This is a genomic window from Streptomyces sp. NPDC007896 (assembly GCF_042959425.1).
Classification (GTDB): domain Bacteria; phylum Actinomycetota; class Actinomycetes; order Streptomycetales; family Streptomycetaceae; genus Streptomyces.
This window is the reverse complement of sequence record NZ_JBIBKX010000010.1, coordinates 202,571-224,615: the sequence shown is the minus strand read 5'-3', so window position 1 is coordinate 224,615 and position 22,045 is coordinate 202,571. Positions and strand designations below refer to the sequence as shown.

At 71.6% G+C, this 22,045-nt stretch carries 17 protein-coding genes; 11 read left to right on the top strand and 6 right to left on the bottom strand.

Going from position 1 to position 22,045, the window contains the following annotated elements; translation table 11 throughout:
- Nucleotides 1-28: 28 nt before the first annotated feature.
- A complete protein-coding gene (locus tag ACFZDJ_RS30620) occupies nt 29-994 on the top strand; it encodes a thiamine-phosphate kinase (protein ID WP_054235392.1) in 966 nt (321 codons plus the stop codon).
- A 12-nt stretch (nt 995-1,006) separates the two neighbouring features.
- On the opposite strand, the gene ACFZDJ_RS30615 is transcribed toward ACFZDJ_RS30620, so the two are convergent.
- The 3 genes from ACFZDJ_RS30615 to rpmB form a co-directional block, all read right to left on the bottom strand.
- Nucleotides 1,007-2,215 carry an FAD-dependent monooxygenase gene (locus tag ACFZDJ_RS30615; RefSeq protein WP_391063859.1) on the bottom strand — a complete coding sequence of 403 codons (1,209 nt, stop codon included), beginning with the start codon at nt 2,213-2,215 and terminating at the stop codon, nt 1,007-1,009.
- Nucleotides 2,216-2,345: 130 nt separating this feature from the next.
- Nucleotides 2,346-5,423, bottom strand: coding sequence for a BTAD domain-containing putative transcriptional regulator (locus ACFZDJ_RS30610; protein WP_391063650.1), 3,078 nt, complete (start codon nt 5,421-5,423; stop codon nt 2,346-2,348).
- A gap of 259 nt (nt 5,424-5,682) precedes the next feature.
- A complete protein-coding gene (gene rpmB / locus ACFZDJ_RS30605; RefSeq protein ID WP_003993230.1) occupies nt 5,683-5,868 on the bottom strand; it encodes a 50S ribosomal protein L28 in 186 nt (61 codons plus the stop codon).
- Nucleotides 5,869-6,127: 259 nt separating this feature from the next.
- Here rpmB and ACFZDJ_RS30600 point away from each other — a divergent pair, with 259 nt between their 5' ends.
- Nucleotides 6,128-7,978 (top strand): DAK2 domain-containing protein, encoded by a 1,851-nt coding sequence (locus tag ACFZDJ_RS30600; protein ID WP_391063648.1) that lies wholly within the window; start codon nt 6,128-6,130, stop codon nt 7,976-7,978.
- A gap of 195 nt (nt 7,979-8,173) precedes the next feature.
- Here the strand turns inward: ACFZDJ_RS30600 and ACFZDJ_RS30595 are convergent, their stop codons facing one another.
- Both ACFZDJ_RS30595 and ACFZDJ_RS30590 read right to left on the bottom strand, forming a co-directional pair.
- Nucleotides 8,174-11,245, bottom strand: coding sequence for a tetratricopeptide repeat protein (locus tag ACFZDJ_RS30595; protein WP_391063646.1), 3,072 nt, complete (start codon nt 11,243-11,245; stop codon nt 8,174-8,176).
- Nucleotides 11,242-13,080 carry an HSP90 family protein gene (locus ACFZDJ_RS30590; RefSeq protein WP_391063644.1) on the bottom strand — a complete coding sequence of 613 codons (1,839 nt, stop codon included), beginning with the start codon at nt 13,078-13,080 and terminating at the stop codon, nt 11,242-11,244. Before ACFZDJ_RS30590 ends, ACFZDJ_RS30595 begins: the two co-directional genes overlap by 4 nt.
- Before the next feature lie 166 nt (nt 13,081-13,246).
- Here ACFZDJ_RS30590 and recG point away from each other — a divergent pair, with 166 nt between their 5' ends.
- The 8 genes from recG (at nt 13,247) to mutM (ending at nt 20,706) form a co-directional block, all read left to right on the top strand.
- Nucleotides 13,247-15,469: an ATP-dependent DNA helicase RecG gene (gene recG, locus ACFZDJ_RS30585; protein WP_390933616.1), complete on the top strand. Its 2,223-nt coding sequence runs from the start codon at nt 13,247-13,249 to the stop codon at nt 15,467-15,469.
- 39 nt (nt 15,470-15,508) lie between these two features.
- Nucleotides 15,509-16,096 carry a 16S rRNA (guanine(966)-N(2))-methyltransferase RsmD gene (gene rsmD / locus ACFZDJ_RS30580; protein ID WP_391063641.1) on the top strand — a complete coding sequence of 196 codons (588 nt, stop codon included), beginning with the start codon at nt 15,509-15,511 and terminating at the stop codon, nt 16,094-16,096.
- Nucleotides 16,097-16,122: 26 nt separating this feature from the next.
- Nucleotides 16,123-16,602 (top strand): pantetheine-phosphate adenylyltransferase, encoded by a 480-nt coding sequence (coaD, locus tag ACFZDJ_RS30575; protein WP_306454782.1) that lies wholly within the window; start codon nt 16,123-16,125, stop codon nt 16,600-16,602.
- 99 nt (nt 16,603-16,701) lie between these two features.
- Complete coding sequence (locus ACFZDJ_RS30570; RefSeq protein ID WP_384911890.1) at nt 16,702-17,775, top strand: ATP synthase F0 subunit B; 1,074 nt, start codon at nt 16,702-16,704, stop codon at nt 17,773-17,775.
- Nucleotides 17,776-17,947: 172 nt separating this feature from the next.
- Entirely contained in the window at nt 17,948-18,601 is a 654-nt protein-coding gene (locus ACFZDJ_RS30565; RefSeq protein ID WP_168511552.1) for a DUF177 domain-containing protein, read from the top strand.
- Between the two features lie 2 nt (nt 18,602-18,603).
- On the top strand, nt 18,604-18,777 hold the full coding sequence (gene rpmF, locus ACFZDJ_RS30560; protein WP_006139588.1) for a 50S ribosomal protein L32: 174 nt from the start codon (nt 18,604-18,606) through the stop codon (nt 18,775-18,777).
- Nucleotides 18,778-18,796: 19 nt separating this feature from the next.
- Nucleotides 18,797-19,654: a ribonuclease III gene (rnc, locus tag ACFZDJ_RS30555; RefSeq protein WP_390933613.1), complete on the top strand. Its 858-nt coding sequence runs from the start codon at nt 18,797-18,799 to the stop codon at nt 19,652-19,654.
- Nucleotides 19,655-19,821: 167 nt separating this feature from the next.
- Nucleotides 19,822-20,706, top strand: a complete 885-nt coding sequence (gene mutM, locus ACFZDJ_RS30550) for a bifunctional DNA-formamidopyrimidine glycosylase/DNA-(apurinic or apyrimidinic site) lyase (protein ID WP_391063637.1) — start codon at nt 19,822-19,824, stop codon at nt 20,704-20,706.
- A 31-nt stretch (nt 20,707-20,737) separates the two neighbouring features.
- On the opposite strand, the gene ACFZDJ_RS30545 is transcribed toward mutM, so the two are convergent.
- Nucleotides 20,738-21,145, bottom strand: a complete 408-nt coding sequence (locus ACFZDJ_RS30545) for a winged helix-turn-helix transcriptional regulator (protein ID WP_391063634.1) — start codon at nt 21,143-21,145, stop codon at nt 20,738-20,740.
- 101 nt (nt 21,146-21,246) lie between these two features.
- On the opposite strand from ACFZDJ_RS30545, the gene ACFZDJ_RS30540 reads away from it, so the two are divergent.
- Nucleotides 21,247-21,855 (top strand): NAD(P)H-dependent oxidoreductase, encoded by a 609-nt coding sequence (locus tag ACFZDJ_RS30540; RefSeq protein WP_390933611.1) that lies wholly within the window; start codon nt 21,247-21,249, stop codon nt 21,853-21,855.
- The last annotated feature ends 190 nt before the right edge of the window (nt 21,856-22,045 follow it).

Sequence of the window (22,045 nt, the reverse complement as noted above, 5' to 3'; positions counted from 1 at the left end):
GGGTAGCGGCAGAGGGAGCAGTACGATCATGAAGGGCACCGTGGGCGAGTTGGGGGAGTTCGGGCTCATCAAGGAGCTCACCTCGCGTCTCACCACCACCCCGGCGGTCCGGGTCGGCCCGGGCGACGACGCCGCGGTGGTGGCCGCGCCCGACCGCAGGGTGGTGGCGAGCACCGACATCCTCCTGGAGGGGCGGCACTTCCGCCGCGACTGGTCCACGGCGTACGACGTCGGGCGCAAGGCGGCCGCGCAGAACCTCGCGGACATCGCCGCGATGGGCGCCGTACCGACCGCGCTGCTGCTCGGTCTGGTCGTCCCGGCCGAACTCCCCGCCACCTGGCCCTCCGAGATGATGGACGGGCTGCGTGACGAGTGCCAGGTCGCGGGCGCCTCCGTGGTCGGCGGCGACGTCGTGCGCGGCGACACCATCATGATCTCGATCACCGCGCTCGGCGATCTGCGCAACCACGAGCCGGTCACCCGGGGCGGTGCCCAGCCCGGTGACGTGATCGCCGTGACGGGCTGGCTGGGCTGGTCCGCGGCCGGGCACGCGGTGCTCTCCCGCGGCTTCCGCTCACCGCGCGCCTTCGTAGAGGCCCACCGCCGCCCCGAGCCGCCATACCACGCGGGTCCCGCCGCCGCAGGGCTCGGCGCGACGGCGATGTGCGACGTGAGCGACGGGCTGATCGCCGACCTGGGCCACATCGCCGAGGCGAGCAAGGTGCGCATCGACATCCGTTCGGGCGCGATCGACATCCCCTCGCAGATGAACGACATCGGCCAGGCCGTCGGCGTCGACCCCATCCAGTGGGTGCTGACCGGCGGGGAGGACCACGCGATCGTGGCGGCCTTCCCGCCGGACGTGAAGCTGCCCGCGCGCTGGAAGGTGATCGGCGAGGTCCTCAACCCCTCGGCGCTGCCCCAGGTCACGGTGGACGGCGCGCCCTGGACCAGCAAGGGCGGCTGGGACCACTTCGGCGACATCGAGTCGTAGCCGCACACCCCGTCAGGCGGGGTATGCGCGGAGTTTGATGCCGGTGGCCGCCTTCTCGGTGAGCTTCTTGAAGAAGCCCGCCAGGAGGCGGGAGCTGAGCAGCCGGTAGGTGCGGTCCCGGCTGCGGATCCGCCGCTCGGTCGGCGGCGCGAAGAACGGCCCCGCGTTGCCCGAGATCTTCTGGCAGCCCTTGGCGAAGTCCCGGACACGGGTCTCGTACTCGGCGAAGGCGGTGCGGTGGTCGCCACCCGCGAGGGCCAGCTCGCCGGCCAGGACATACGCCCCGACGATCGCCACTCCGGTGCCCATGCCGCCCATCGTGGCCCCGTACCCGGCGTCCCCGAGCAGCACCACGCGCCCCTGGGTGAGCCGGTCGACATGGATCTGGGCGATCGCGTCGAAGTACAGGTCGTCGGCCCGCTCCAGGGCCTTGAGGACTCCCGGTGTCTCCCAGCCCATCCCCGCGAACCGTTCCGCCAGGATCCGCTTCTGCGCGGCCACGTCACGGCGGTCGAACTCCAGCTTCTCGGACCGGAAGACGAGCAGCGCGCCCGCCCGGTCCGGGTCGCCGTCGTAGTTGCCGACGACCACCGCCCGCCCCGGTTCGCAGTACAGCCGCCCGGTGCGGTCGAGCCCCAGGTCGTTGGGGACGCCGAAGGCCGCCACGTAGTGGTCGAGGAAGCGCAGGTGGCGGGACTCCTCACCGAAGACGAGCCGACGGGTGAGGGAGTGCAGTCCGTCGGCGCCCACGACGAGGTCGAAGCGGCGCGGGGCGCCACGCTCGAAGGTCACGTCGACGCCTTCCGGGGTCTCGGTGAGGGTGGCGATCGAGTCCCCGAAGACGTACTCCACCGTGTCCTTGGTGCGTTCGTACATGATCCGCGCCAGCTCACCACGGAGGATCTCCACGTCGCCGCTCATCATCTCGGCCGGCAGGTCCACGCGCGGGGTGCCGTCGGCGTCGACGACGGTCTGACGGCCCATGTGCGTCTGATGGGCGTGGATCTCGTCCCAGATGCCCATGGCGGTCAGGACGGTCCGGTGGACGTGCCCCCGGAAGTCGACCGCGAATCCGCCGGGCCGCAGGTCGGGTGCCTTCTCGACGACGGTGACGCGGGCGCCGTACCGGATCAGGTTGAGGGCGAGGGCGGGACCCGCGACGCTGGCGCCGGAGACGAGGACGTGGAGGTGGGCGAGCTTGCGCGCCGGATTCTCCGCCATGTTCTGTGTCGTGTTCTGTGTCGTGTTCTGTGTCGTGTTCGTTGTCATGGGCAGGAGCTTGGCGGGAGGGGCTGACCGTGCTCCTACCGTTCGCTGACCGTGTGCCTGGCCGCCGGTCGGCGCCGCCGTCCTAGTCGGCGGCGAGTGCCGCCGCCCCGAGCACTCGCCCCCGCTCAAAGGCCCTTTCGTACGCTTCGGGGGACAGCTTTTCGCGGATGTCCCGCTCATTGCGTACGGCTTCGGGGTCGCCCCGCAGCGCCGCCCCGCGCAGGCCGACGGCGGCGCCCAGCAGGACGGCGGCGCGCTCGGGTGATTCGGTGAGGACCGCCAACGCCTCCGCGGACTCGGCGAGTTCCAGTACTCCGGGACTCTCGACGGCGAGGTCGGCCGCCTGGCGGGCCCAGTCACGCGCCTCGTCGAGGCGCCCCTCCGCGGCCGCGGAGCGGCCCAGACCGATGAGGATGCGCACGGTCTCTCCGATGCTGAACCAGTTGGTGGCGCAGGCTTCCAGGGCGCTTTCGTAGTGCACACGCGCGTGGCCGGTGTCTCCCGCCAGCCGAGCGGCGTCGCCCAGGCCCCGCAGGGCACCCGCGACCTTGTCGGTGAGGCCCACGGTGCGCGCCAGCGTCAGGGCCTGCCCGAAGTGCTCCCTCGCCTCGGCCAGTTCCCCCTGGTGCAGCAGCACGGTCGCACGGTTGCGCAGGAGGTCCGAGGTCTCCTCGGGGGCGGCCAACTCCCGGACATACGAGAGCCCTTCGTCGAGCAGTTCGAGAGCGCGCCGGTGTTCCCCGCGCCAGTCGGCGAACATGCCCAGCGGGTCGAGGCAGTTCGCCATGCCCCAGCGGTCCCCGGTCGCGCGAAAACCCGCCAGAGACCGTGCGAACGACTCCTCGGACGCCGTCGGACGCCCGGCGAACTGCTCCTGGAAGCCGAGGCCGACATCAAGAAGAGCCCGCCCCCACGCGTCGCCCCCGACCTGCACCCGCACCCGGTCGTTCGCGTCGGGCCGCGGTCCGCCCACCACCGACCACAGCACCACGGTGAAGGGCAGCCGCAGAGGCCCGCGCAGCCCGGCCATCACGTCCTCCACGCGGGCCAGGCGCCGCTGGTCGGCCGGATCGTCGCTCGCACCCGAGAGCGCGTTGATCACGCACAGGACGTACTCCTCCGCGAGATCCGCCGGCGGCTCGGCGCCCACGGCCGCGAGCAGCTCCCTGGCCGAGGACGCCTGCTCTCCGTAAAGACCGCGCAACCGCCAGAACCAGGAGAGCTCGGCCATCAGCCGCAGGGCCTTCTCCCGGTCGGCGCGCACGAGATGACGCAGGGCCGCGTCCAGGTTTCCGTGCTCGGCGGTCAGCCGGTCGAGCCAGGGCAACTGGCCACCGCCGCGCAGAAGCGGCTCCGCCCGTTCGGCCAGCCGCAGGAAGTACGCGGCGTGGGCGTCCCGCAGCCGGTGCTGCTCGCCCGCGCGGACGAGGTGCTCGGCGCCGAACGCGCGGATGGTCTGCAGCATCCGGTAGCGCCCCTCGGCGACCTCAAGGAACGACTTCTCGGCCAGCGAGGCCAGCAGGTCCTCCGGAAAGGGCGTCCCGCACACGGCCTCGACCGCCTCGACCGTCGCGCCCCCGGAGAACACGGTCAGCCGTCGCGCCAGCTCCCGCTCCTCCTCGTCCAGCAGCTCCCAGCTCCACTCCACGACGGCACGAAGGGTGCGGTGCCGGGGTGCCTTGGTTCGGTCACCCCGGGACAGCAGCCGGAAGCGGTCGTCCTCGACGTGCTCGGTGAGGCGGTCGGCCAGTTCGTCAGGGGTCAGCGTCCGCAGCCGCGCCGCCGCCAGCTCGATCGCCAGCGGCAGCCCGTCCAGGGCGGCGCAGATGTCCGGCACGCGCGCGTGCCCCGCGAAACCGGGGCGCACGGCGGCCGCCCGGTCCAGGAACAGTCGCGCGGCCGGCTCCGCCGACAGCGGTGGCACCGGGCACAGCACCTCACCGGTGATCCCCAGCGACTCACGGCTCGTGGCGAGGATCCGCACACCCGGGCAGGCGCCGAGGAGCAGCCCGGTGATCCGTGCCACGTCCTCGACCAGATGCTCGCAGTTGTCCAGGACGAGCAGCAGTTCGCTGTCCTCCAGGGCGGCGAGGAGGCGGTCGGTGGTGTCCCCCGCGGGGGTGCGGAAACCTTCGCGCAGACCGAGGGCGGTGAGCAGGGCGTAGGGGAGCTGGGAGGGGTCGGCGAGAGGGGCGAGCTCGACGAGGCAAACGTGTGCGTAAGCGTTTGCGTAACCGTTTGCGCGAGCGTTTGTGCTGACGCGCGCGTCCGCGTCCGCATGGGCGAGCTCGATCGCCAGCCGGGTCTTGCCCGCTCCGCCCGGCCCGGTGAGTGTGACCAGGCGCTCCTGGGTGAGCAGAGCGCCGATGCGCGCGAGTTCGCCGTCGCGCCCGATGAAGCGGGTCAGCTGGGCGGGGAGCCGCCGGTGGGCGGGGCCCGCGCCCTGGAGCAGTTCCAGGTGGAGGGCGGACAGGTCGGGCGAGGGGTCTGCGCCCAGTTCCTCGGCGAGGGTGCGCCGCGCCTCCTCGTACACCGTCAGCGCCTCGGCGGCCCGGCCGCTCGCGTGCAGGGCCCGCATCAGCTGTCCGTACAGCCGCTCGCTCAAGGGATGCGCGCCGAGCAGTTCCCGCAGCTCCGGGACGAGTGCGGGGCCGCCGCCGAGCGCGAGGTCCGCGTCGACACGGTCCTGTACGGCGGTGAGCCTCAGCTCTTCGAGGCGGGTCACCTGGGCGTGCGAGCCCGGGAGGTCGGCCAGGGCCGGGCCGCGCCACAGGGTGAGCGCCTCCCGGAGCAGGGCCGCGGCTCGGGAGTGGTCGCTCTGGGCGAGGGCCGAGGCTCCCTCGCGGGAGAGCCGCTCGAAACGGTGGGCGTCGACGGCGTCGGGGGAGACGGTGATGCGGTAGCCGGTGGGGTCGGCCTCGATCCCGGTGTCGGGGCCGAGCCGCCTGCGCAGCCGGGAAACCTGGGACTGGAGGGCGTTGGCGGCCCCGGCCGGCGGCTCGGTGCCGTACAGACCGTCGGTCAGCCGCTCTGTGGAGACGGTCCGGCCCGCGTCCAGGAGGAGCAGGGTGAGCAGCGCGCGGGGGCGGGGGCCGCCGGGGTCCAGGGGGCTGCCGTCCGTGGTGCGGATCTCGAGGGGGCCCAGGATGCCGAAGCGCATTCGGCAGATTCTGGCAGGTCCGGAAGACGGGGGCGACGCCGGCCGCGGCCCCGTGGCGGGCCAGCTTGCCGCCGCGGCCGGCGTCGCCTACGCGCGCGTGGGACACCCCATGCCCGATACGGCACAGCGGATGGAAGCAAGAGGACGACAAAAAACCGGCCCACCGTGAAGGTGGACCGGTTTTTAAGCGAACCAGCAGTGGCCGCGCGCATGGGGGTTCCCCCTGCTCGAGCGGAGTCGAGAGCTTGGGGGAGTTGCGTCAGCGCGAGACCTTGCCGGCCTTGATGCACGAGGTGCAAGCGTTCACGCGCTTCGGCGTCCCGCCCACCACGGTACGGACGCGCTGGATGTTGGGGTTCCAGCGACGGGACGTACGGCGGTGCGAGTGCGAGATGTTGTTGCCGAAGCCCGGCCCCTTGCCGCAGACGTCGCAGTTGGCAGCCACGGGTCACTCCAAAGACTTCAGATGCTCTTACGGTTGATCCCGGCATGCCGGAATCGAGATCTAGGATCTGAGTGGCGGTGCCAGGGGGAAGACCCGATCGAATCGGGCAACTGGAGCAGCATACAACGACTGCGTCCGGAGAACGAAACTACCATGGCCGGCCCGGGGCTCACCCCGGCCCTCCTTGGGGCCCCCTACCGTCAGTAACCCGTCCTGGGTCTACGCTGCGTGCCACGTCCAGAAGCTCAAGGAGGCGCAGGTGCCGCAGGTGCCGCAGACATTGGATGCTCTCGCGGTGCGCACCTGGTGCGGCCTCGCGCTGGAGGCGCTGGGGCGGGCCCGCGAGGAGATCGACGCCATCAATGTCTACCCGGTCGCGGACGGGGACACCGGGACGAATCTGTATCTGACGGTGGAGTCTGCGGCCGCGGCGGTGGAGGCGGTTTTCGCGGGCTACGAGACGGTGACGGGGGCCGGTCCCACGGGGTCCGCTCCCACTGGAGCCGTTTCCACGGGGGTCACGGGGATCGGTCTGCCCACTCTCGCCGACGCCGTGCGGGCGATGGCGCACGGGGCGCTGATCGGGGCCCGCGGGAACTCCGGGACGATCCTCGCGCAGCTGCTGCGCGGCATGGCGCAGGTACTCGCCGCCGATGGTGAGGCCGGGAGTGAGACCGCCGGTGAGACTGCCGGTGAGGCCGAGGGTGAGACCGCTCACACCGACGGACAGGCCCTTCGGCTGGCCCTGCGACAGGCAGCCGACTCCGCACGCGAGGCCGTGGCGCACCCCGTGGAGGGCACGGTCCTCACGGTCGCCGCGGCCGCCGCCGAGGCGGCCACCGGTACGGAGGGCGACTGCGGCGCGGTCGCGTGCGCGGCGTACGAGGGAGCACGGGCGGCCCTCATGGCGACCCCCGGCCAGCTGGCCGTGCTGGAGCGCGCGGGTGTGGTCGACGCGGGTGGGCGGGGGCTGCTGGCGGTGCTGGCGGCACTGGCGGAGACGTTCACGGGGGAGTCCCCGGGCGCCGGAGGGGTGGCGGGCGAGGTCCACACGCGCGTGAATGGCATGGACGGCGTGAGTGGCGTGGACGGCGTGAGTGGCGTGGACGGTGTGAGTGGCGTGGACGGTGTGGACCGTGTGGATGTGAACGGCGTGTGCGTGGACGGCCGGCCCGGGGAAGACAGCCCGGCCTTCGAGGTGACCTACCTGCTGGAGGCCGAGGACGCGGACGTGGCACGGTTGCGGGCCCGGCTCGACCGCCTGGGCAACTCGCTCGTCGTGGTCGGCGGGGACGGGCTGTGGAACGTCCATGTGCACGCGGACGACGCCGGTGCCGCAGTGGAGGCGGGGGTCGAGGCCGGGCGGCCGTACCGGATCAGGATCACGCACTTCGGGCTCGGCGACGCCCACACGGCGGGCGCGGCCGGGCGGCCGCCCCGGGAGCGGGCGCAGCGGGCCGTGGTGGCGGTCGTGCCCGGCGAAGGGCTGGCCGGGCTGTACGCCGAGGCCGGGGCGACCACTGTGCTCGCGCGGCCCGGGGAACCGCCCGCGAGCGGGGAACTCGTCGAGGCCGTACGCCGGGCCCACGCGCGCGAGGTGGTGTTGCTGCCCAATGACGCCGATCTGCGCCACACCGCGGCGGCCGCCGCCGAGCAGGCCCGTACGGAGGGCGTCCGGGTCGCGCTGATCCCGACCCGCTCCGCGGTCCAGGGCATCGCCGCGCTCGCCGTCCACGAGCCCGAACGTCGCTTCGACGAGGACGTCGTGGCCATGACCTCGGCGGCGGGCGCCACGCGCTACGCCGAGGTCGCCGTCGCCGAGCGTCAGTCCTGGACCATGGCCGGCATCTGCCAGGCCGGCGACGTCCTCGGGCTCATCGACGGCGATGTCGCCGTGATCGGCTCCGACATCACCGCCACCGCCGAAACCGTCCTCGACCGCATGCTGGCCGCCGGCGGGGAGATGGTCACCCTCGTCCTGGGCGACGAGGCTCCCGGCTCCATCGCCGCCCATCTCGAAGCGCGGGTCCGGGAGTCGTACTTGGCCGTGGACACGGTGGCGTACCGGGGCGGGCGACAGGGTGCGTTGCTGCTGATCGGGGTGGAGTAGCCGGCGGGGGGCGCGGTTCCCCGCGGCCCGTGGGAGCGCCGGCGCGCGTCATTCAGCCCGTCCGGCGTTCGAGGACGAGGCCGTTCGGGCCGAAGCGGGGGTCCGGGGGCGGAGCCCCCGGGGGACGGGAGCGGGTAGGGGCGGCGGGGGCGAGACCTCCCGCCCCCAACCGTCACTGGTCCCGCTGTTTCTCCATCACGCCTTCTCCGTCACGCCCAGCATCTTCTCCGCCTCGGCCCGACGTGCCGCCGCGGCCTCCCCGTCCACACCCGCGTACGCGGAAAGCACCGCACGCGCGCGTGCGGCCGCCGCCGCGGGCCTGAGCAGATCGGCCTCCAGCCACCCCGCCGCGAGTTCGGCCCCGGTGCGCGCGTCGAGGGCGTCGTCTCCGAGGGACGCGAAGACGGAGATGGCCCGCGTGTAGTGGCCCAGAGCCTCCTGCGCGTCGTCCGGAACGGAACGGGCGACGAGGTCACCGAACTGCCGGTGGGTGTGACCGAGTTCAGCTACAAGGCGATGACGGGCCTCCACGGCATCGGAGTCCTCCACGGCATCCGAGCCCTCCGCGGCATCGGAGCGCTCCACAGCCTCGGCCCCGACGGAGGACGACATCGCCAGAAGCCCCTCCTCGCACTCCCGCACAGCCGCCGCCATCGACTCCCGCGCCCCGTCCAGCCCCGAGTCCGTACGCAACGCGACCCACGCCCGGGCCCGCAGCGACCGGATCAGACCGTGGACGTTGCCGACGGCACGCCACAGATCACCGGCGCGCGCGTACGCCTGCTCGGCCTGCGCGGGCAGTTCGGCGTGGCCGAGCGCCTCGGCGGCGAGGTGGGCGAGCATCGCGTGGTCACGCTGCTCGGGCCAGTGCCGGGCGATGTCCGCGGCCCGCAACCAGTGCTCGGCCGCCGCACGGTGTTCGCCGAGCTCGGTGAGACAGTCGCCGAGCCACCACCGCGTCTGCACGATCGCACCGTCCCCGTGCATCTCGGTGGTCAGGTCGGGCAGCGCCGACTCCAGGATCTCCGCGGCCTCGGCCCACCGCTCCTGACGGAGCAGGAACCCGCCGAGCTGGTGCCGGGCCCAGGCGCCGAGGGTGGGCCCTTGGCCCGCCTCGTCGGCCCAGTGCGCGGCCTCCAGGGCGTGTTCCGAGGCGGGCCCGAACTGCCCGGCGGCGTCCAGGACCTCGGCGAGCTGCAGGTGCAGCTGCGCGTGCCCCATCGGCTCCAGGCGAGGCCCTCCGTGCTCCAGCGCCGCGCGCGCGGCCCGCTCGGCCCCCTCCGCGTCGCCCAGGTGCCGGGCGATCCCGGCGAGCCGGGACTCGTACTCGACGGCGAACCACGGCAATCCCGCCGCCACGAACGCCTCCGAGGCCTGCCCGAGCAGTTCCGCGGCGGCCTCGGCGTCCCCGGCGTGTGCCGCGAGCTCCCCGAGCATCGCCCGCGCCTCCGCGGCCCGCGAGGCCATCCGCACGTCCGAGATGTGCGGCTCGGCCAGCGCCAGCAGCTCCCGCACGGCCGCCTCGGCGGCACCCACGACCTCGTCCCCGGCGGTCCCGGAATCGGCGGTCCCGGAGCCGGCCGTCCCGGATGCCGTCGCCCCCGGCTCGTCCTCGTCCGCGCCCTCCTGCACCAACTGCATCAATATTCGCGCCCGCCCCACCAGCACGGACGCCGCCTGGGACACCCCCGTCCGGCCGTCCGCGAGGAGGGCGAGCACCCCCTCGTACAGCTTCGAGACGGTCGCGAGCGCCTCCTCGGGCCCGCCGGTGAGGGCGAGGACGTACGCGGCACGGGCACGGGCCGCGAGCGCCTCGCCGGGGTCGCCCGCCTCGGCGTAGAGCCCGGCCGCCTCGTGGAAGAGTTCGATGCCCTCGGGACCGCGTTCCATCGCCGCGTGGTCGGCGATCTCCGCACGGTCGCGGACGTCCAGCTCCCGGCCCTCGGCGGCCCGTGAGACCGCCGCCCAGGCCTCGACGGCGTCCGGGCTCCGGGTCGCGGACAGCCGCCGGGCCTCGGCGAGCAGCGCCGGGAGCGAGGACGGGTCCGGGCCGGCATCCGACTCCACGAAGGCGGCAGACGAGCGGGCCGAAGCCGAAGCGGAACCCGAACCCGTAGCGGAGCCCGAAGGCGACAAGTGTCGCGCGGACCGGGACCGCACCCCCAGCGGCAACCGCTCGACCAACGGCCGCTGATCCATCCGCCCACGAGCCCGCTCACTGACGTACAACGTGCCGTTACGCGCGTCGAAGAGCGCCGCCAGGGAAAGGGCCTCCCCGCGCGCGTGGACCGCGAGCCCGCTCGCGGTCCACTCCCGGCCCGCCGGTCCCGGCACCGGCTGATCGCCGAGACCGAGCCCGGTCAGGCGGTCCATGAGGAGAGCCGTCACGGCCATGAAGTCGAGCTTGCTGCGCGGGTCCCCGGAGTCGGTGAAGTAGGCGGGGCGCTCCGCGAGCAGCTCCAGGGCGCGCGCCTCGTTGCCGGAGAGCGCGCAGAACTCCACGTGGTCCGCGTACGCGCCACGCATGCTCTCCATGGGGCGCACCAGCCGGAAGCCCCGCAGGTGATGGGCGCGGGCCTCGTCCAGGCGGCCCAGACGCAGCAGGGGGACCAGGGAGGACGCCAGGACGGTGTGCGGCTCGTGGGCGCAGGTGTACTCGCCCTCCAGGACCGGGCGCCACAGTTCCAGCGCCTCCTCGTCGGCGTCGCGCTCCGCCCGCCACCACCCCTGGCTGTGGAGTTCGCACGCGTGGCAGTCGGCCATGGTGTCCCGGTCGGCGGCCAGCCACGCGGTGTACGCCCGCTCGGCGCGACCCACGTCGCCCAGGTGCGCGGCGACGCTGAACTCGGCCCCGCGCACGGCCCGTTCGGAGTGCCCGGCCAGCCGGTAGCGGTGCTCCATCTCGCCGAGCCACTTCTCTATGGAGGCGAGCGGGATGTGCGGCTGGTCGAGCATGCCGGCCGACATCCACTTGAAGACCCAGTGCAGGGAGTGGGTCTCGTACTCGTCGAAGTCCTCGGGGCGCTCGTCCCACATGCGCAGCAGACGCGCGAAGGGGACGAACATCTTGTCCTTCTCGGAGCTGTAGTTGTAGACCTTCAGCTGGTGTCCGAGCGCCTCGATCACGGCGAGCGGGATGTTCAGCTTCTCGGCCTCGACGAGCAGTTGCTCCGCGCGCGCGTTGCGGGCGGGACCCTCCGGCTGCTCCTGGTTGTCCGCCATCGCCTGGCGCAGGGTGTCGAAGTCCATGCCCATGGCCTGGCTCATCGGAGGTCGTCCTTCCCGGGCTCGGTGTGGGTGGCCCACTCCAGGAGGCCGATGAACGCGCGGTTGAGGAGCGCGGAGTCGGCAGGCCGCAGGGGGCGCTGCGCCATGAGGAGGGCCTGCCCGTAGAGGGACTCCGTGGCGGTGCCTATCAGCTCCGGGTCGCGCAGTGAACTGATCCTCCGGATCAGTGGGTTGAGGTGGTTGAGGACCAGGCGGGCGCGGGGCGCGCTGCCGCGCAGCGAGCCGAGAATGCCCGCCCACAGGTCGTCGGCCTGCTCCTCGGCCTCCGCGCGGGCCTGCTCGTGGCGGGCCGCCCGGTCGTCCAGGTGCAGGGCGGGCACGGAGAGCGGGTGGAAGGCGCGCAGCACCACGTCGCAGCCCAAGGGGTCGAGCTTGGCCCGGGCGGTCATCAGGAAGCCCGAGAGGGCCAGCTCCTCGGCCGGGTCGACGGCGTCCAGGTGCGCCGTCACGGTGTCGGCGTCCAGTTCCGAGACAACCGTCCCCGGACGCACCGACGGCAGCGCCTCCACCAGCTCGCTGTCGTACGTGTAGCCGCCGTTGATCACCCCGATGCCCTGCGCGGAGGCGATGGGCGCGACCTGGCGGTACTCCTCCACGGTCCGCGTGAAGTGCACCACCGGGTGACGCAGCGCGAACTCCTCCAGGGACAGCCGTCCGTCGGTCGTCTCGAAGGGCAGCCACGGCAGCATCGTGCGCAGCATCTCGTTGTCGTGCCGCGCCAGGGACTTCACGCCCAGGTGGTGCACCGACAGGAAGGCCGCCAGACGCTCCGGGTCGCCCGCCGCGAGCCCCGTCAGCCACGACCGGATGCGCTCGCCCAGGGCCTCGCGCACGGCCGCCAGGGTCTCGTCCTCGTACAGCGACTCGCGCGAGGCGGTGGGCCGCAGGCTGTCCGTGTCCAGGACGCAGCGCACGAAGAACGCCCAGTCGGGCAACAGTTGTTCGGCCCGCTCGGTGAGCAGCATGCCCTTCAGGTGCACCCGGTGGCTCGCGCGCTGGGCGGGGCTGACCGCGGACGGCAGGACGTACGCCACGCCGCGGACTCCGGCGAGCGGCACGTTCAGGTCGATCGTGTCCAGCGGTGTGAAACCGAACAGGTCGTGGCAGTGGCGGGCCAGGGCCACCCTGCGGGTGGCGGGGCTCGGATGGGTGCGGTCCCAGGGCGCCGGAAGGTCCGCGATCGCCTCGTCGCCGACGCGTACGTCGTACGGCAGCAGCGAGCCGAAGTCCCGGGCCAGGGAGCGGACCCGCTCCTCGGTGAGCCATTCGCCGGCTCCGGCGCGCGCCACCAGGTGCACGGTGGTGCCCGGTTCGGGACGGGCCTCGTGAGGCAGCGTGCGCACGGTGTACGAGCCGTCGTCGGTCGCCGTCCACTCCACGGGCGCCGCGTCGGGCGTACGCGCGCTGCGGCTGACGACGCGGATGCGTTCGGCGACCACGAAGCACGCCAGCAACCCGATGCCGAACTGCCCCAGGAAGTCGGAGCGCGCCGCCTGCAGGCCGTCCTCCCGCTTGGAACTGCGGCCGATCGTCGCGAGGAGGCTGTGGACGTCGGACTCGGTGAGCCCGATGCCGGAGTCCTCCACACGCAGCGTGCCGCCCTCGGCGTACAGGCGCACGGCGGCCGGGGCGTGCGGCTGCTCCGCCCGTCGGGCGGTGATCGCGTCCACGGCGTTCTGCAGCAGTTCGCGCAGGTAGACCTTGGGACTGGAGTAGAGGTGATGGGAGAGCAGGTCCACCAGACCACGCAGGTCGACCTGGAAGGTGTGAGGTGACTGGGATGCCTGTGATGGCTGTGAGGTCTGGGAGTCCATCGTCGCTGCGCCGAGGGTGGGGGGACGTGCGACGGCGCGGGGTCGGGCGGTCCCGGGGGACGGTGACCGCGAAGAGGGCCGGAGCGCGTCATCCTAGGCCCGGAACGAGCCGTCTGACCAGCGGATTTCCGGGACGTATACGGCAATGTCAGTGGTGTGGTGTGCAATGGATCTCGTGCCCGCGCTCGATGAACCACTGAAGAAGGTGCTCGGTCCCCCCACCGCGAAGGTGATGGCCGAGCACCTCGGCCTGCACACCGTCGGCGACCTGCTGCACCACTACCCGCGCAGATACGAGGAGCGCGGGCAGCTCACCCACCTCGCCGACCTGCCCATGGACGAGCACGTCACGGTGGTCGCCCAGGTCGCCGACGCGCGCCTGCTCACCTTCGCCTCCGCCAAGGCGCCCCGCGGCAAGGGCCAGCGCCTCGAAGTGACCATCACCGACGGCAGCGGCCGCCTCCAGCTGGTCTTCTTCGGCAACGGCGTGCACAAACCCCACAAGGACCTGCTGCCCGGCACCCGCGCGATGTTCTCGGGCAAGGTCTCCGTCTTCAACCACCGCCTCCAGCTGGCTCATCCGGCGTACGAGCCGCTGCGCGCCGACAGCGACGACGCCGCCGAGACCGTCGACTCCTGGGCGGGCGCGCTCATCCCGATCTACCCGGCCACCGCCAAGCTGGAGTCCTGGAAGATCGCCAAGTCTGTGCAGACGGTGCTGCTCAGCGCCCAGGAGGCCGTCGACCCGCTGCCGGACTCCCTGCGGGACGGCCGCGGCCTGGTCTCCCTCCCCGAGGCCCTTCTGAAGATCCACCGCCCGCACACCAAGGCGGACATCCACGACGCCCGCGCCCGTCTCAAGTGGGACGAGGCCTTCGTCCTCCAGGTCGCCCTGGCCCGCCGCCGCCACGCAGACGCCCAACTCCCCGCCGTGGCCCGTCTCCCCAAGCCGGACGGGCTGCTGACCTCCTTCGACGCCAAGCTGCCCTTCACCCTCACCGAGGGCCAGCAGAACGTCTCCAAGGAGATCTTCGACGACCTCGCCACCGAGCACCCGATGCACCGGCTGCTCCAGGGAGAGGTCGGTTCCGGGAAGACGATGGTCGCCCTGCGCGCCATGCTCGCCGTCGTCGACGCGGGCGGGCAGGCCGCGATGCTCGCGCCGACCGAGGTGCTCGCCCAGCAGCACCACCGGTCGATCACCGAGATGATGGGCGAGCTGGCCGAGGGCGGCATGCTCGGCGGGTCCGAGCACTCCACCAAGGTGGTGCTTCTCACCGGTTCCATGGGGGCGGCGGGGCGGCGGCAGGCGCTGCTCGACCTGGTCACCGGTGAGGCCGGGATCGTGATCGGCACCCACGCGCTGATCGAGGACAAGGTGCAGTTCCACGACCTGGGCCTGGTCGTGGTGGACGAGCAGCACCGCTTCGGTGTCGAGCAGCGCGACGCCCTGCGCGGCAAGGGCAAGCAGCCGCCGCACCTCCTGGTGATGACCGCCACGCCCATTCCACGCACGGTCGCGATGACCGTCTTCGGCGACCTGGAGACCTCGGTCCTCGACCAGCTCCCCGCCGGGCGTTCGCCGATCGCCAGCCATGTCGTCCCCGCCGCCGACAAGCCGCACTTCCTCACGCGCGCGTGGGAGCGCGTGCGCGAAGAAGTGGAGAACGGCCATCAGGCGTACGTGGTCTGCCCGCGCATCGGCGACGACATCGATGAACCTGCCGACCCGAAGAAGGCCAAGAAGAAGTCCCCCGAGGACGAGGCCGAGAAGCGCCCGCCTCTCGCCGTCCTCGACATCGCCGACCAGCTCGCCAAGGGACCCCTCCAAGGACTCAAGGTCGAGGTCCTGCACGGCCGTATGCAGCCCGACGACAAGGACGCCGTGATGCGCCGCTTCGCCGCGGGCGAGACGGACGTCCTGGTCGCCACGACGGTGATCGAGGTCGGGGTGAACGTGCCGAACGCCACGGCCATGGTGATCATGGATGCCGACCGGTTCGGCGTGTCCCAGCTCCACCAGCTGCGCGGCCGCGTCGGCCGTGGTTCCGCCGCCGGACTGTGCCTCCTGGTCACCGAGATGCCTGAGGCGAGCCCGGCCCGCCAGCGGCTGACCGCGGTGGCGTCCACGCTCGACGGCTTCGAGCTCTCCCGCATCGACCTCGAACAGCGCCGTGAGGGCGACGTGCTCGGCCAGGCCCAGTCCGGCGTCCGCTCCTCGCTGCGGATGCTCGCCGTCATCGAGGACGAGGAGATCATCGCCGAGGCCCGCGAGGAGGCCGCCGCGGTCGTCGCCGCCGACCCCGAGCTCGCCGCCCTCCCCGGTCTGCGCACGGCCCTGGAGGCGCTCCTCGACGAGGAGCGCGAGCAGTACCTGGACAAGGGCTGAGAGACTGGCCCCGACACACTCCGAGCGCAAAGGACCCTCATGACCCGCGTGATCGCCGGCCGGGCCGGCGGACGCCGTCTGGCCGTCCCGCCGGGCACCGGCACCCGCCCCACCTCCGACCGGGCGCGCGAGGGACTCTTCTCCACCTGGCAGTCCCTGCTCGGCGGCCCGCTGGAGGGCGAGCGCGTCCTCGACCTCTACGCGGGCTCGGGCGCCGTCGGCCTGGAAGCGCTCAGCCGCGGCGCCGGGCACGCCCTGCTCGTCGAGGCCGACGCCCGCGCGGCCCGGATCATCCGCGAGAACGTGGAAACGCTGGGCCTGCCCGGCGCCGAGGTCAGATCGGGCAAAGCAGAGCAGATCGTCCAGGGGTCGGCGCCTACGGATCCGTACGACCTGGTCTTCCTCGACCCGCCGTACGCCGTCTCCGACGACGATCTTCGCGAGATTCTGCTCACACTACGGACGCAGGGCTGGCTCGCGGACGAAGCGCTCGTCACCGTGGAGCGCAGCACCAGAGGCGGCGAATTCGGCTGGCCGGACGGTTTCGACGCGATCCGGGCCCGTCGTTACGGCGAGGGGACGTTTTGGTACGGTCGCGCCGCCTCTACGTGCGAAGACGCACGATGACCGGACCGGAGAGCGAGGAACCACAGTTGCGCCGCGCCGTCTGTCCGGGGTCATTCGACCCCATCACCAATGGACACCTCGACATCATCGCCCGCGCTTCCAGGCTCTACGACGTCGTGCACGTCGTGGTGATGATCAATCAGTCGAAGCAGGGCCTGTTCACCGTCGACGAGCGGATCGAGCTGATCCGCGAGGTCACCGCCGAGTACGGCAACATCCAGGTCGAGGCCTACCACGGCCTCCTCGTCGACTTCTGCAAGCAGCGCGACATCCCCGCCATCGTGAAGGGCCTGCGCGCGGTCAGCGACTTCGACTACGAACTCCAGATGGCCCAGATGAACAACGGCCTCTCGGGCGTCGAGACGCTGTTCATCCCGACCAGCCCCACCTACAGCTTCCTCTCCTCCTCGCTCGTGAAGGAGGTCGCCCAGTGGGGCGGCGACATCTCCCACCTGGTGCCGGAAGTCGTCCTGGAGGCGCTCAAGGGGCGGCTCGGAAAGAGCTGAGCACCTGACAGTGCGTCACCAGGTGTCGGGCGGGGTGGGAGTGGTCGTACAGTCGACCCGTCCGTCTCCATCACAGCTGTAGAGAGTGGCGAGCACACGGTGGACGTGCAGAAGAAGCTCGATGAGATCGTCGCGGCGGTCGGCAGCGCCCGTTCCATGCCCATGTCGGCCTCGTGCGTGGTCAACCGCGCCGAGCTCCTCTCGATGCTCGAAGAGGTGCGCCAGGCGCTGCCCGGCTCCCTCGCGCAGGCCGAGGAGCTGATCGGCGGCCGAGAGCAGATGGTCGAGCAGGCCCGCCAGGAGGCCGAGCGGATCATCGAGTCGGCGCACGCCCAGCGCGGCTCCCTGATCTCCGACACCGAGGTCGCCCGCCGCTCCCAGAACGAGGCGGACCGCATCCTCGCCGAGGCCCGCCAGGAGGCCGAGGAGATCCGCGCGGAGGCCGACGACTACGTCGACTCCAAGCTCGCCAACTTCGAGGTCGTCCTCACCAAGACCCTCGGCTCCGTCGGCCGCGGCCGAGAGAAGCTCCTCGGCACCGGCCCCGGCACCGACGAGCAGGGCTACGAGGACGAGGACGCCCCCGAGCGCAGCCACGACCCGGAGACCCTGCGCCGGGACGCCGACGTGTACGTGGACGTCAAGCTCGGCGCCTTCGAGGCGGTCCTCGCCAAGACCCTGGAGGCCGTCGGCAAGGGTCGCCAGAAGCTGCACGGCCGCATCGCCAGTGATGACCTGGGCGAGCTGGGCACCTTCGCGGAGGACGGGACGCCCGGCCATCACACCAGCGACTCCGACTACCTGGCCGGCCTCGCCGAGCTCTCGGAGACCCCCGAGCGGCCCGTGCAGACCCCCGAGGTGCCGGCCCAGCCGAACTACGGACAGCAGCAGGACGCCTACGCGTACCAGCAGCAGCCCGACCCCTACGGCTATCAGCAGCAGTACGCCCAGCAGGACGCGTACGGCTACCAGCAGGCCGACCCGTACGCCGCCTACCCGCAGCAGCAGGGCTACGACCAGCAGACGGCGTACGACCAGAGCGGGCAGCAGGCCTATCCGCAGCAGCAGCCGGGGGCCCTGGACCCGATGGCGAACGCCCTGGACGAGACCAGCCTCTTCGACACCACCATGATCAGCGCCGAGCAGCTGCGCGCGTACGAACAGGGTCGCTGACCCCGAACGGGCACCGGGCGGACACTGTCCGAGTACCGGCTGGGCACCGGATTGGGCCGAGAGCGAAAGGTCCAGTATCCTGGTTCTTCGGTCGCGTGTACGCCCGCGATCACTGCTGCCCGGGAACACCAGGGGCGGCGACCCCTCGAGTTTCGAAGATCGAAAGCAGGAAATGGCTCTGAACACCCACCTCGACCACCGCAATCCTCTCGTGTTCGACACACACGAGCTGGGGCGGCGTCCTGGTGCGCTGCAGCGCTTGACCCGCACGATCGACGCCCCCAAGGATCTCGGGATCCAGGGAGTCATCGGAGTGCCGGAAGGCGCCCCGATGGAGCTCGAGCTCCGGCTCGAGTCGGTCATGGAAGGTGTGCTTGTCACAGGCACCGCCCGTGCACGGGCCGAGGGGGAGTGCGTAAGGTGTCTGGAGCCGCTCGAGCTGGAGCTCGCAGCGGACTTCCAGGAGATGTTCTCGTACCCTGACGCCGACGACCGGGGCCGCGTGAAAGCGGAGCCGGCCGACGACGCCGAGGAAGACGAGGACAGGCTCTTCATCGAGGACGGACTGTTCGACCTCGAACCCGTGCTGCGTGATGCGGTGGTGCTCGCACTGCCGATGCAGCCGGTGTGCCAGGACGACTGCCTTGGCCTGTGCTCCGAATGCGGAGTCCGGCTCGCGGACGACCCGGACCACCACCACGACGCCGTCGACATCCGTTGGGCGGCACTGCAGGGACTCGCTGGTTCATCCGGAGACGGCGAGAAGGACGAGTTGAGCGGCGGCGCGCTTCCATCAGCGCACGTCGACGAGAAGCAGGAGAAGTAGCCGTGGCTGTTCCGAAGCGGAAGATGTCGCGCAGCAACACGCGCCACCGCCGGTCGCAGTGGAAGGCTGCGGTCCCCACCCTGGTTGCGTGCGAGCGCTGCCACGAGCCCAAGCTGCAGCACATCGCGTGCCCGGCTTGCGGCACTTACAACAAGCGCCAGGTCCTCGAGGTCTGAGCGGCTGGTGAGAGGTCTGATGTCTGACGCCAAGGCGGACCCAAACGCCAAGAAAAAGGCGGACAACACAGCCTCGTCCCACACGCTTCTGGAAGGGCGGCTCGGGTACAAGCTCGAGTCCGCCCTTCTGGTGCGTGCGCTGACCCACCGTTCCTACGCGTACGAGAACGGCGGTCTGCCGACCAACGAGCGTCTGGAGTTCCTCGGGGACTCCGTGCTCGGCCTCGTGGTCACGGACACGCTGTACCGCACTCACCCCGACCTGCCCGAAGGCCAGCTGGCCAAGTTGCGGGCCGCGGTGGTCAACTCGCGTGCGCTGGCGGAAGTGGGCCGCGGCCTCGAACTCGGCTCCTTCATCCGGCTCGGCCGGGGCGAGGAAGGCACGGGAGGCCGGGACAAGGCATCCATCCTCGCCGACACCCTTGAAGCGGTGATCGGCGCGGTCTATCTCGACCAAGGTCTGGACGCGGCGGGCGAACTCGTCCACCGGCTCTTCGACCCACTGATCGAGAAGTCCTCGAATCTGGGCGCAGGCCTGGACTGGAAAACCAGTCTCCAGGAACTCACCGCGATCGAGGGGCTCGGCGTTCCCGAGTACCTGGTCTCGGAGACCGGCCCGGACCACGAGAAGACCTTTACTGCTGCCGCCCGCGTCGGAGGCGTCTCGTACGGCACCGGCACCGGCCGCAGCAAGAAGGAAGCGGAGCAGCAGGCCGCGGAGTCCGCGTGGCGTGCCATCCGCGCCGCCGCGGACGAACGAGCGACGTCGGCCCAGGCCGCCGAGGAAGCGGCTCAGGCCGCCGAGCAGGCTGCCCAGGTCGCCGAGGGGACCGCCGACACCCCCTCGGCTCCGACGAGCGACTCGGCCACGGCCTGATTCCTTCGTAGCACCTTCGTAAGCATCGGGCCCCTGTCGCAGCGCACGCGCCGCGACAGGGGCCCGATGCGTCTTGTGTCCGTGTGTTCCGGGCCCCCGTCCGGGTGACGCGAGCACGAGGTAGCCTTCGGGCGTCGTTCCCGTGCCCGCCCCTACGGAGGAGTCCCGTGCCCGAGTTGCCCGAGGTCGAAGTCGTGCGGCGCGGCCTGGCGCGGTGGGTCAGCGGGCGGACCGTGGCCTCGGTCGAAGTACGGCACCCGCGCGCCGTACGGCGGCATCTCGCCGGACCCGAGGGGTTCGCGAAGGCGCTCGCGGACCACCGCGTAGGACCAGCCATGCGCCGCGGCAAATACCTCTGGCTGCCCCTCGAAGACTCCCCGTTCTCCGTCCTCGCGCACCTCGGCATGAGCGGCCAGCTCTTGGTGCAGCCTCAGGACGCCCCGGACGAGAAGCACCTGCGCATCCGCATCCGCTTCGACGACACCCGGACGCCCGCCCCCGCCGGGGCGGAGGGCACCGAGCTGCGCTTCGTCGACCAGCGCACCTTCGGCGGGCTCTCCCTCCACGAGAACACCCCTGACGGCTTGCCGGACGTCATCGCGCACATCGCCCGCGACCCGCTGGACCCCCTCTTCGACGACGCCGCGTTCCACACGGCCCTGCGCGCCCGGCGTACGACGATCAAACGCGCCCTGCTCGACCAGTCGCTGATCAGTGGGGTCGGCAACATCTACGCGGACGAGGCGCTCTGGCGCGCCAAACTGCACTACGAACGTCCCGTGGCCGGCTTCACCCGGCCGCGCACCGCCGAACTCCTCGGCCACATCCGCGACGTCATGAACGAGGCCCTCGCTGTCGGCGGCACCAGCTTCGACAGCCTGTACGTCAACGTCAACGGCGAGTCCGGCTACTTCGACCGCTCGCTCGACGCGTACGGCCGCGAGGGCGAGCCCTGCCGCCGGTGCGGGACGCCGATGCGGCGGCGCGCCTGGATGAACCGGTCCAGCTACTTCTGCCCGCGCTGCCAGCGTCCGCCGCGCGTCACGCCGTAGCCGCTCGGCCCGACGTGGCCGCAAGCCCGGATCAGCTCTCGCGGGTCTCGTCGTAGCGCTCGCGGGACGCCAGGACATCGTCCATGCGGTCCTCGACGAAGTGGATGAGGGTCAGCAGGCGCTCGGAGACCTCGCGACCGAGCGGGGTGAGCGTGTAGTCGACGCGCGGGGGGTTCGTGGGCTGCGCCTCACGGTGCACCAGGCCGTCGCGCTCCAGCGCGTGCAGTGTCTGGGAGAGCATCTTCTCGCTGACGCCGTCGACCCTGCGCCGCAGCTCGTTGAAGCGGAACGTTCCCTCGTGCAGCGCTCCGAGCGTGAGCGATCCCCAGCGTCCGGTGACGTGCTCCAACGTGCCCCGGGACGGGCAGCTGCGTGCGAACACGTCGTACGGGAGGTCCTGACACTCACCGCGCTCGGCGGTCTGCACGCTGGGTTTCATGGGCTCACCATACTCCGACGCAGCGCTAACCAGTGAGTTGCGCTAACCAGAAGTTAGTGCTTTCCTTTGGTTCGTTGTCACCACCTGGAGGAGTCCCCATCGTGAGCACCCCGAATACCCCTGTCGTTTCCATCGCCTACCACTCCGGCTACGGCCACACCGCCGTCCTCGCCGAGGCCGTTCGCTCCGGTGCCGTCGAGGCAGGTGCCCAGGTGCACCTGATCAGCGTCGACTCGATCACCGACGCCCAGTGGGAACTGCTCGACGCCTCGGACGCGATCGTCTTCGGCTCGCCCACCTATATGGGCACCGCTTCCGGCGCCTTCCACGTCTTCGCCGAGGCGTCCTCGAAGCGCTGGTTCGGACAGGACTGGCACGACAAGCTCGCCGCCGGATTCACCAACTCCGGCTCCAAGAGCGGCGACAAGCTGCACACCCTGCAGTTCTTCCAGATCCTGGCTGCCCAGCACGGAATGAACTGGGTCAACCTCGGTCTGCACCCGGGCTGGAACAGCTCCTCGGCCTCCGAACACGACCTCAACCGGCTCGGCGTCTTCGCCGGCGCCGCCGCCCAGACCAATGTCGACGAGGGTCCGGAGACGGTTCACAAGGCCGACATCGCCACGGCGGAACACCTCGGGCGCCGGGTCACGGAGGCGGCGCGGGTGTTCGCGCTGGGGCGCGCGGCGGTGGCCGGGGCGGCCGCGTAAACGCTTGCGCAATCGTTTGCGTAAACGCTTCCGAGGAGCTGCGCAAACGTTCGCGCAAAGGTTTGCGTAAGCGTTTACGCAATCGTTTACGCACCCGCACGACAAAGCCGCGCCCCATCGTTCAGCGAGGGGCGCGGCTTCGTCTTGTCGTGAGGGGCGGGCCGTCGGCTAGTAGCCGAAGAAGTGACGG

What these genes read in the sequence shown, in the direction of transcription:
- rsmD (WP_391063641.1), top strand. Translation starts at nt 15,509, where the DNA reads ATGACCCGCGTGATCGCCGGCCGGGCCGGCGGACGCCGTCTGGCCGTC.
- ACFZDJ_RS30595 (WP_391063646.1), bottom strand. Translation starts at nt 11,245, where the DNA reads ATGAGCCAGGCCATGGGCATGGACTTCGACACCCTGCGCCAGGCGATG.
- ACFZDJ_RS30610 (WP_391063650.1), bottom strand. Translation starts at nt 5,423, where the DNA reads ATGCGCTTCGGCATCCTGGGCCCCCTCGAGATCCGCACCACGGACGGC.
- ACFZDJ_RS30620 (WP_054235392.1), top strand. Translation starts at nt 29, where the DNA reads ATGAAGGGCACCGTGGGCGAGTTGGGGGAGTTCGGGCTCATCAAGGAG.
- ACFZDJ_RS30565 (WP_168511552.1), top strand. Translation starts at nt 17,948, where the DNA reads ATGGCTCTGAACACCCACCTCGACCACCGCAATCCTCTCGTGTTCGAC.
- rnc (WP_390933613.1), top strand. Translation starts at nt 18,797, where the DNA reads ATGTCTGACGCCAAGGCGGACCCAAACGCCAAGAAAAAGGCGGACAAC.
- ACFZDJ_RS30590 (WP_391063644.1), bottom strand. Translation starts at nt 13,080, where the DNA reads ATGGACTCCCAGACCTCACAGCCATCACAGGCATCCCAGTCACCTCAC.
- ACFZDJ_RS30615 (WP_391063859.1), bottom strand. Translation starts at nt 2,215, where the DNA reads ATGGCGGAGAATCCGGCGCGCAAGCTCGCCCACCTCCACGTCCTCGTC.
- ACFZDJ_RS30545 (WP_391063634.1), bottom strand. Translation starts at nt 21,145, where the DNA reads ATGAAACCCAGCGTGCAGACCGCCGAGCGCGGTGAGTGTCAGGACCTC.
- recG (WP_390933616.1), top strand. Translation starts at nt 13,247, where the DNA reads ATGGATCTCGTGCCCGCGCTCGATGAACCACTGAAGAAGGTGCTCGGT.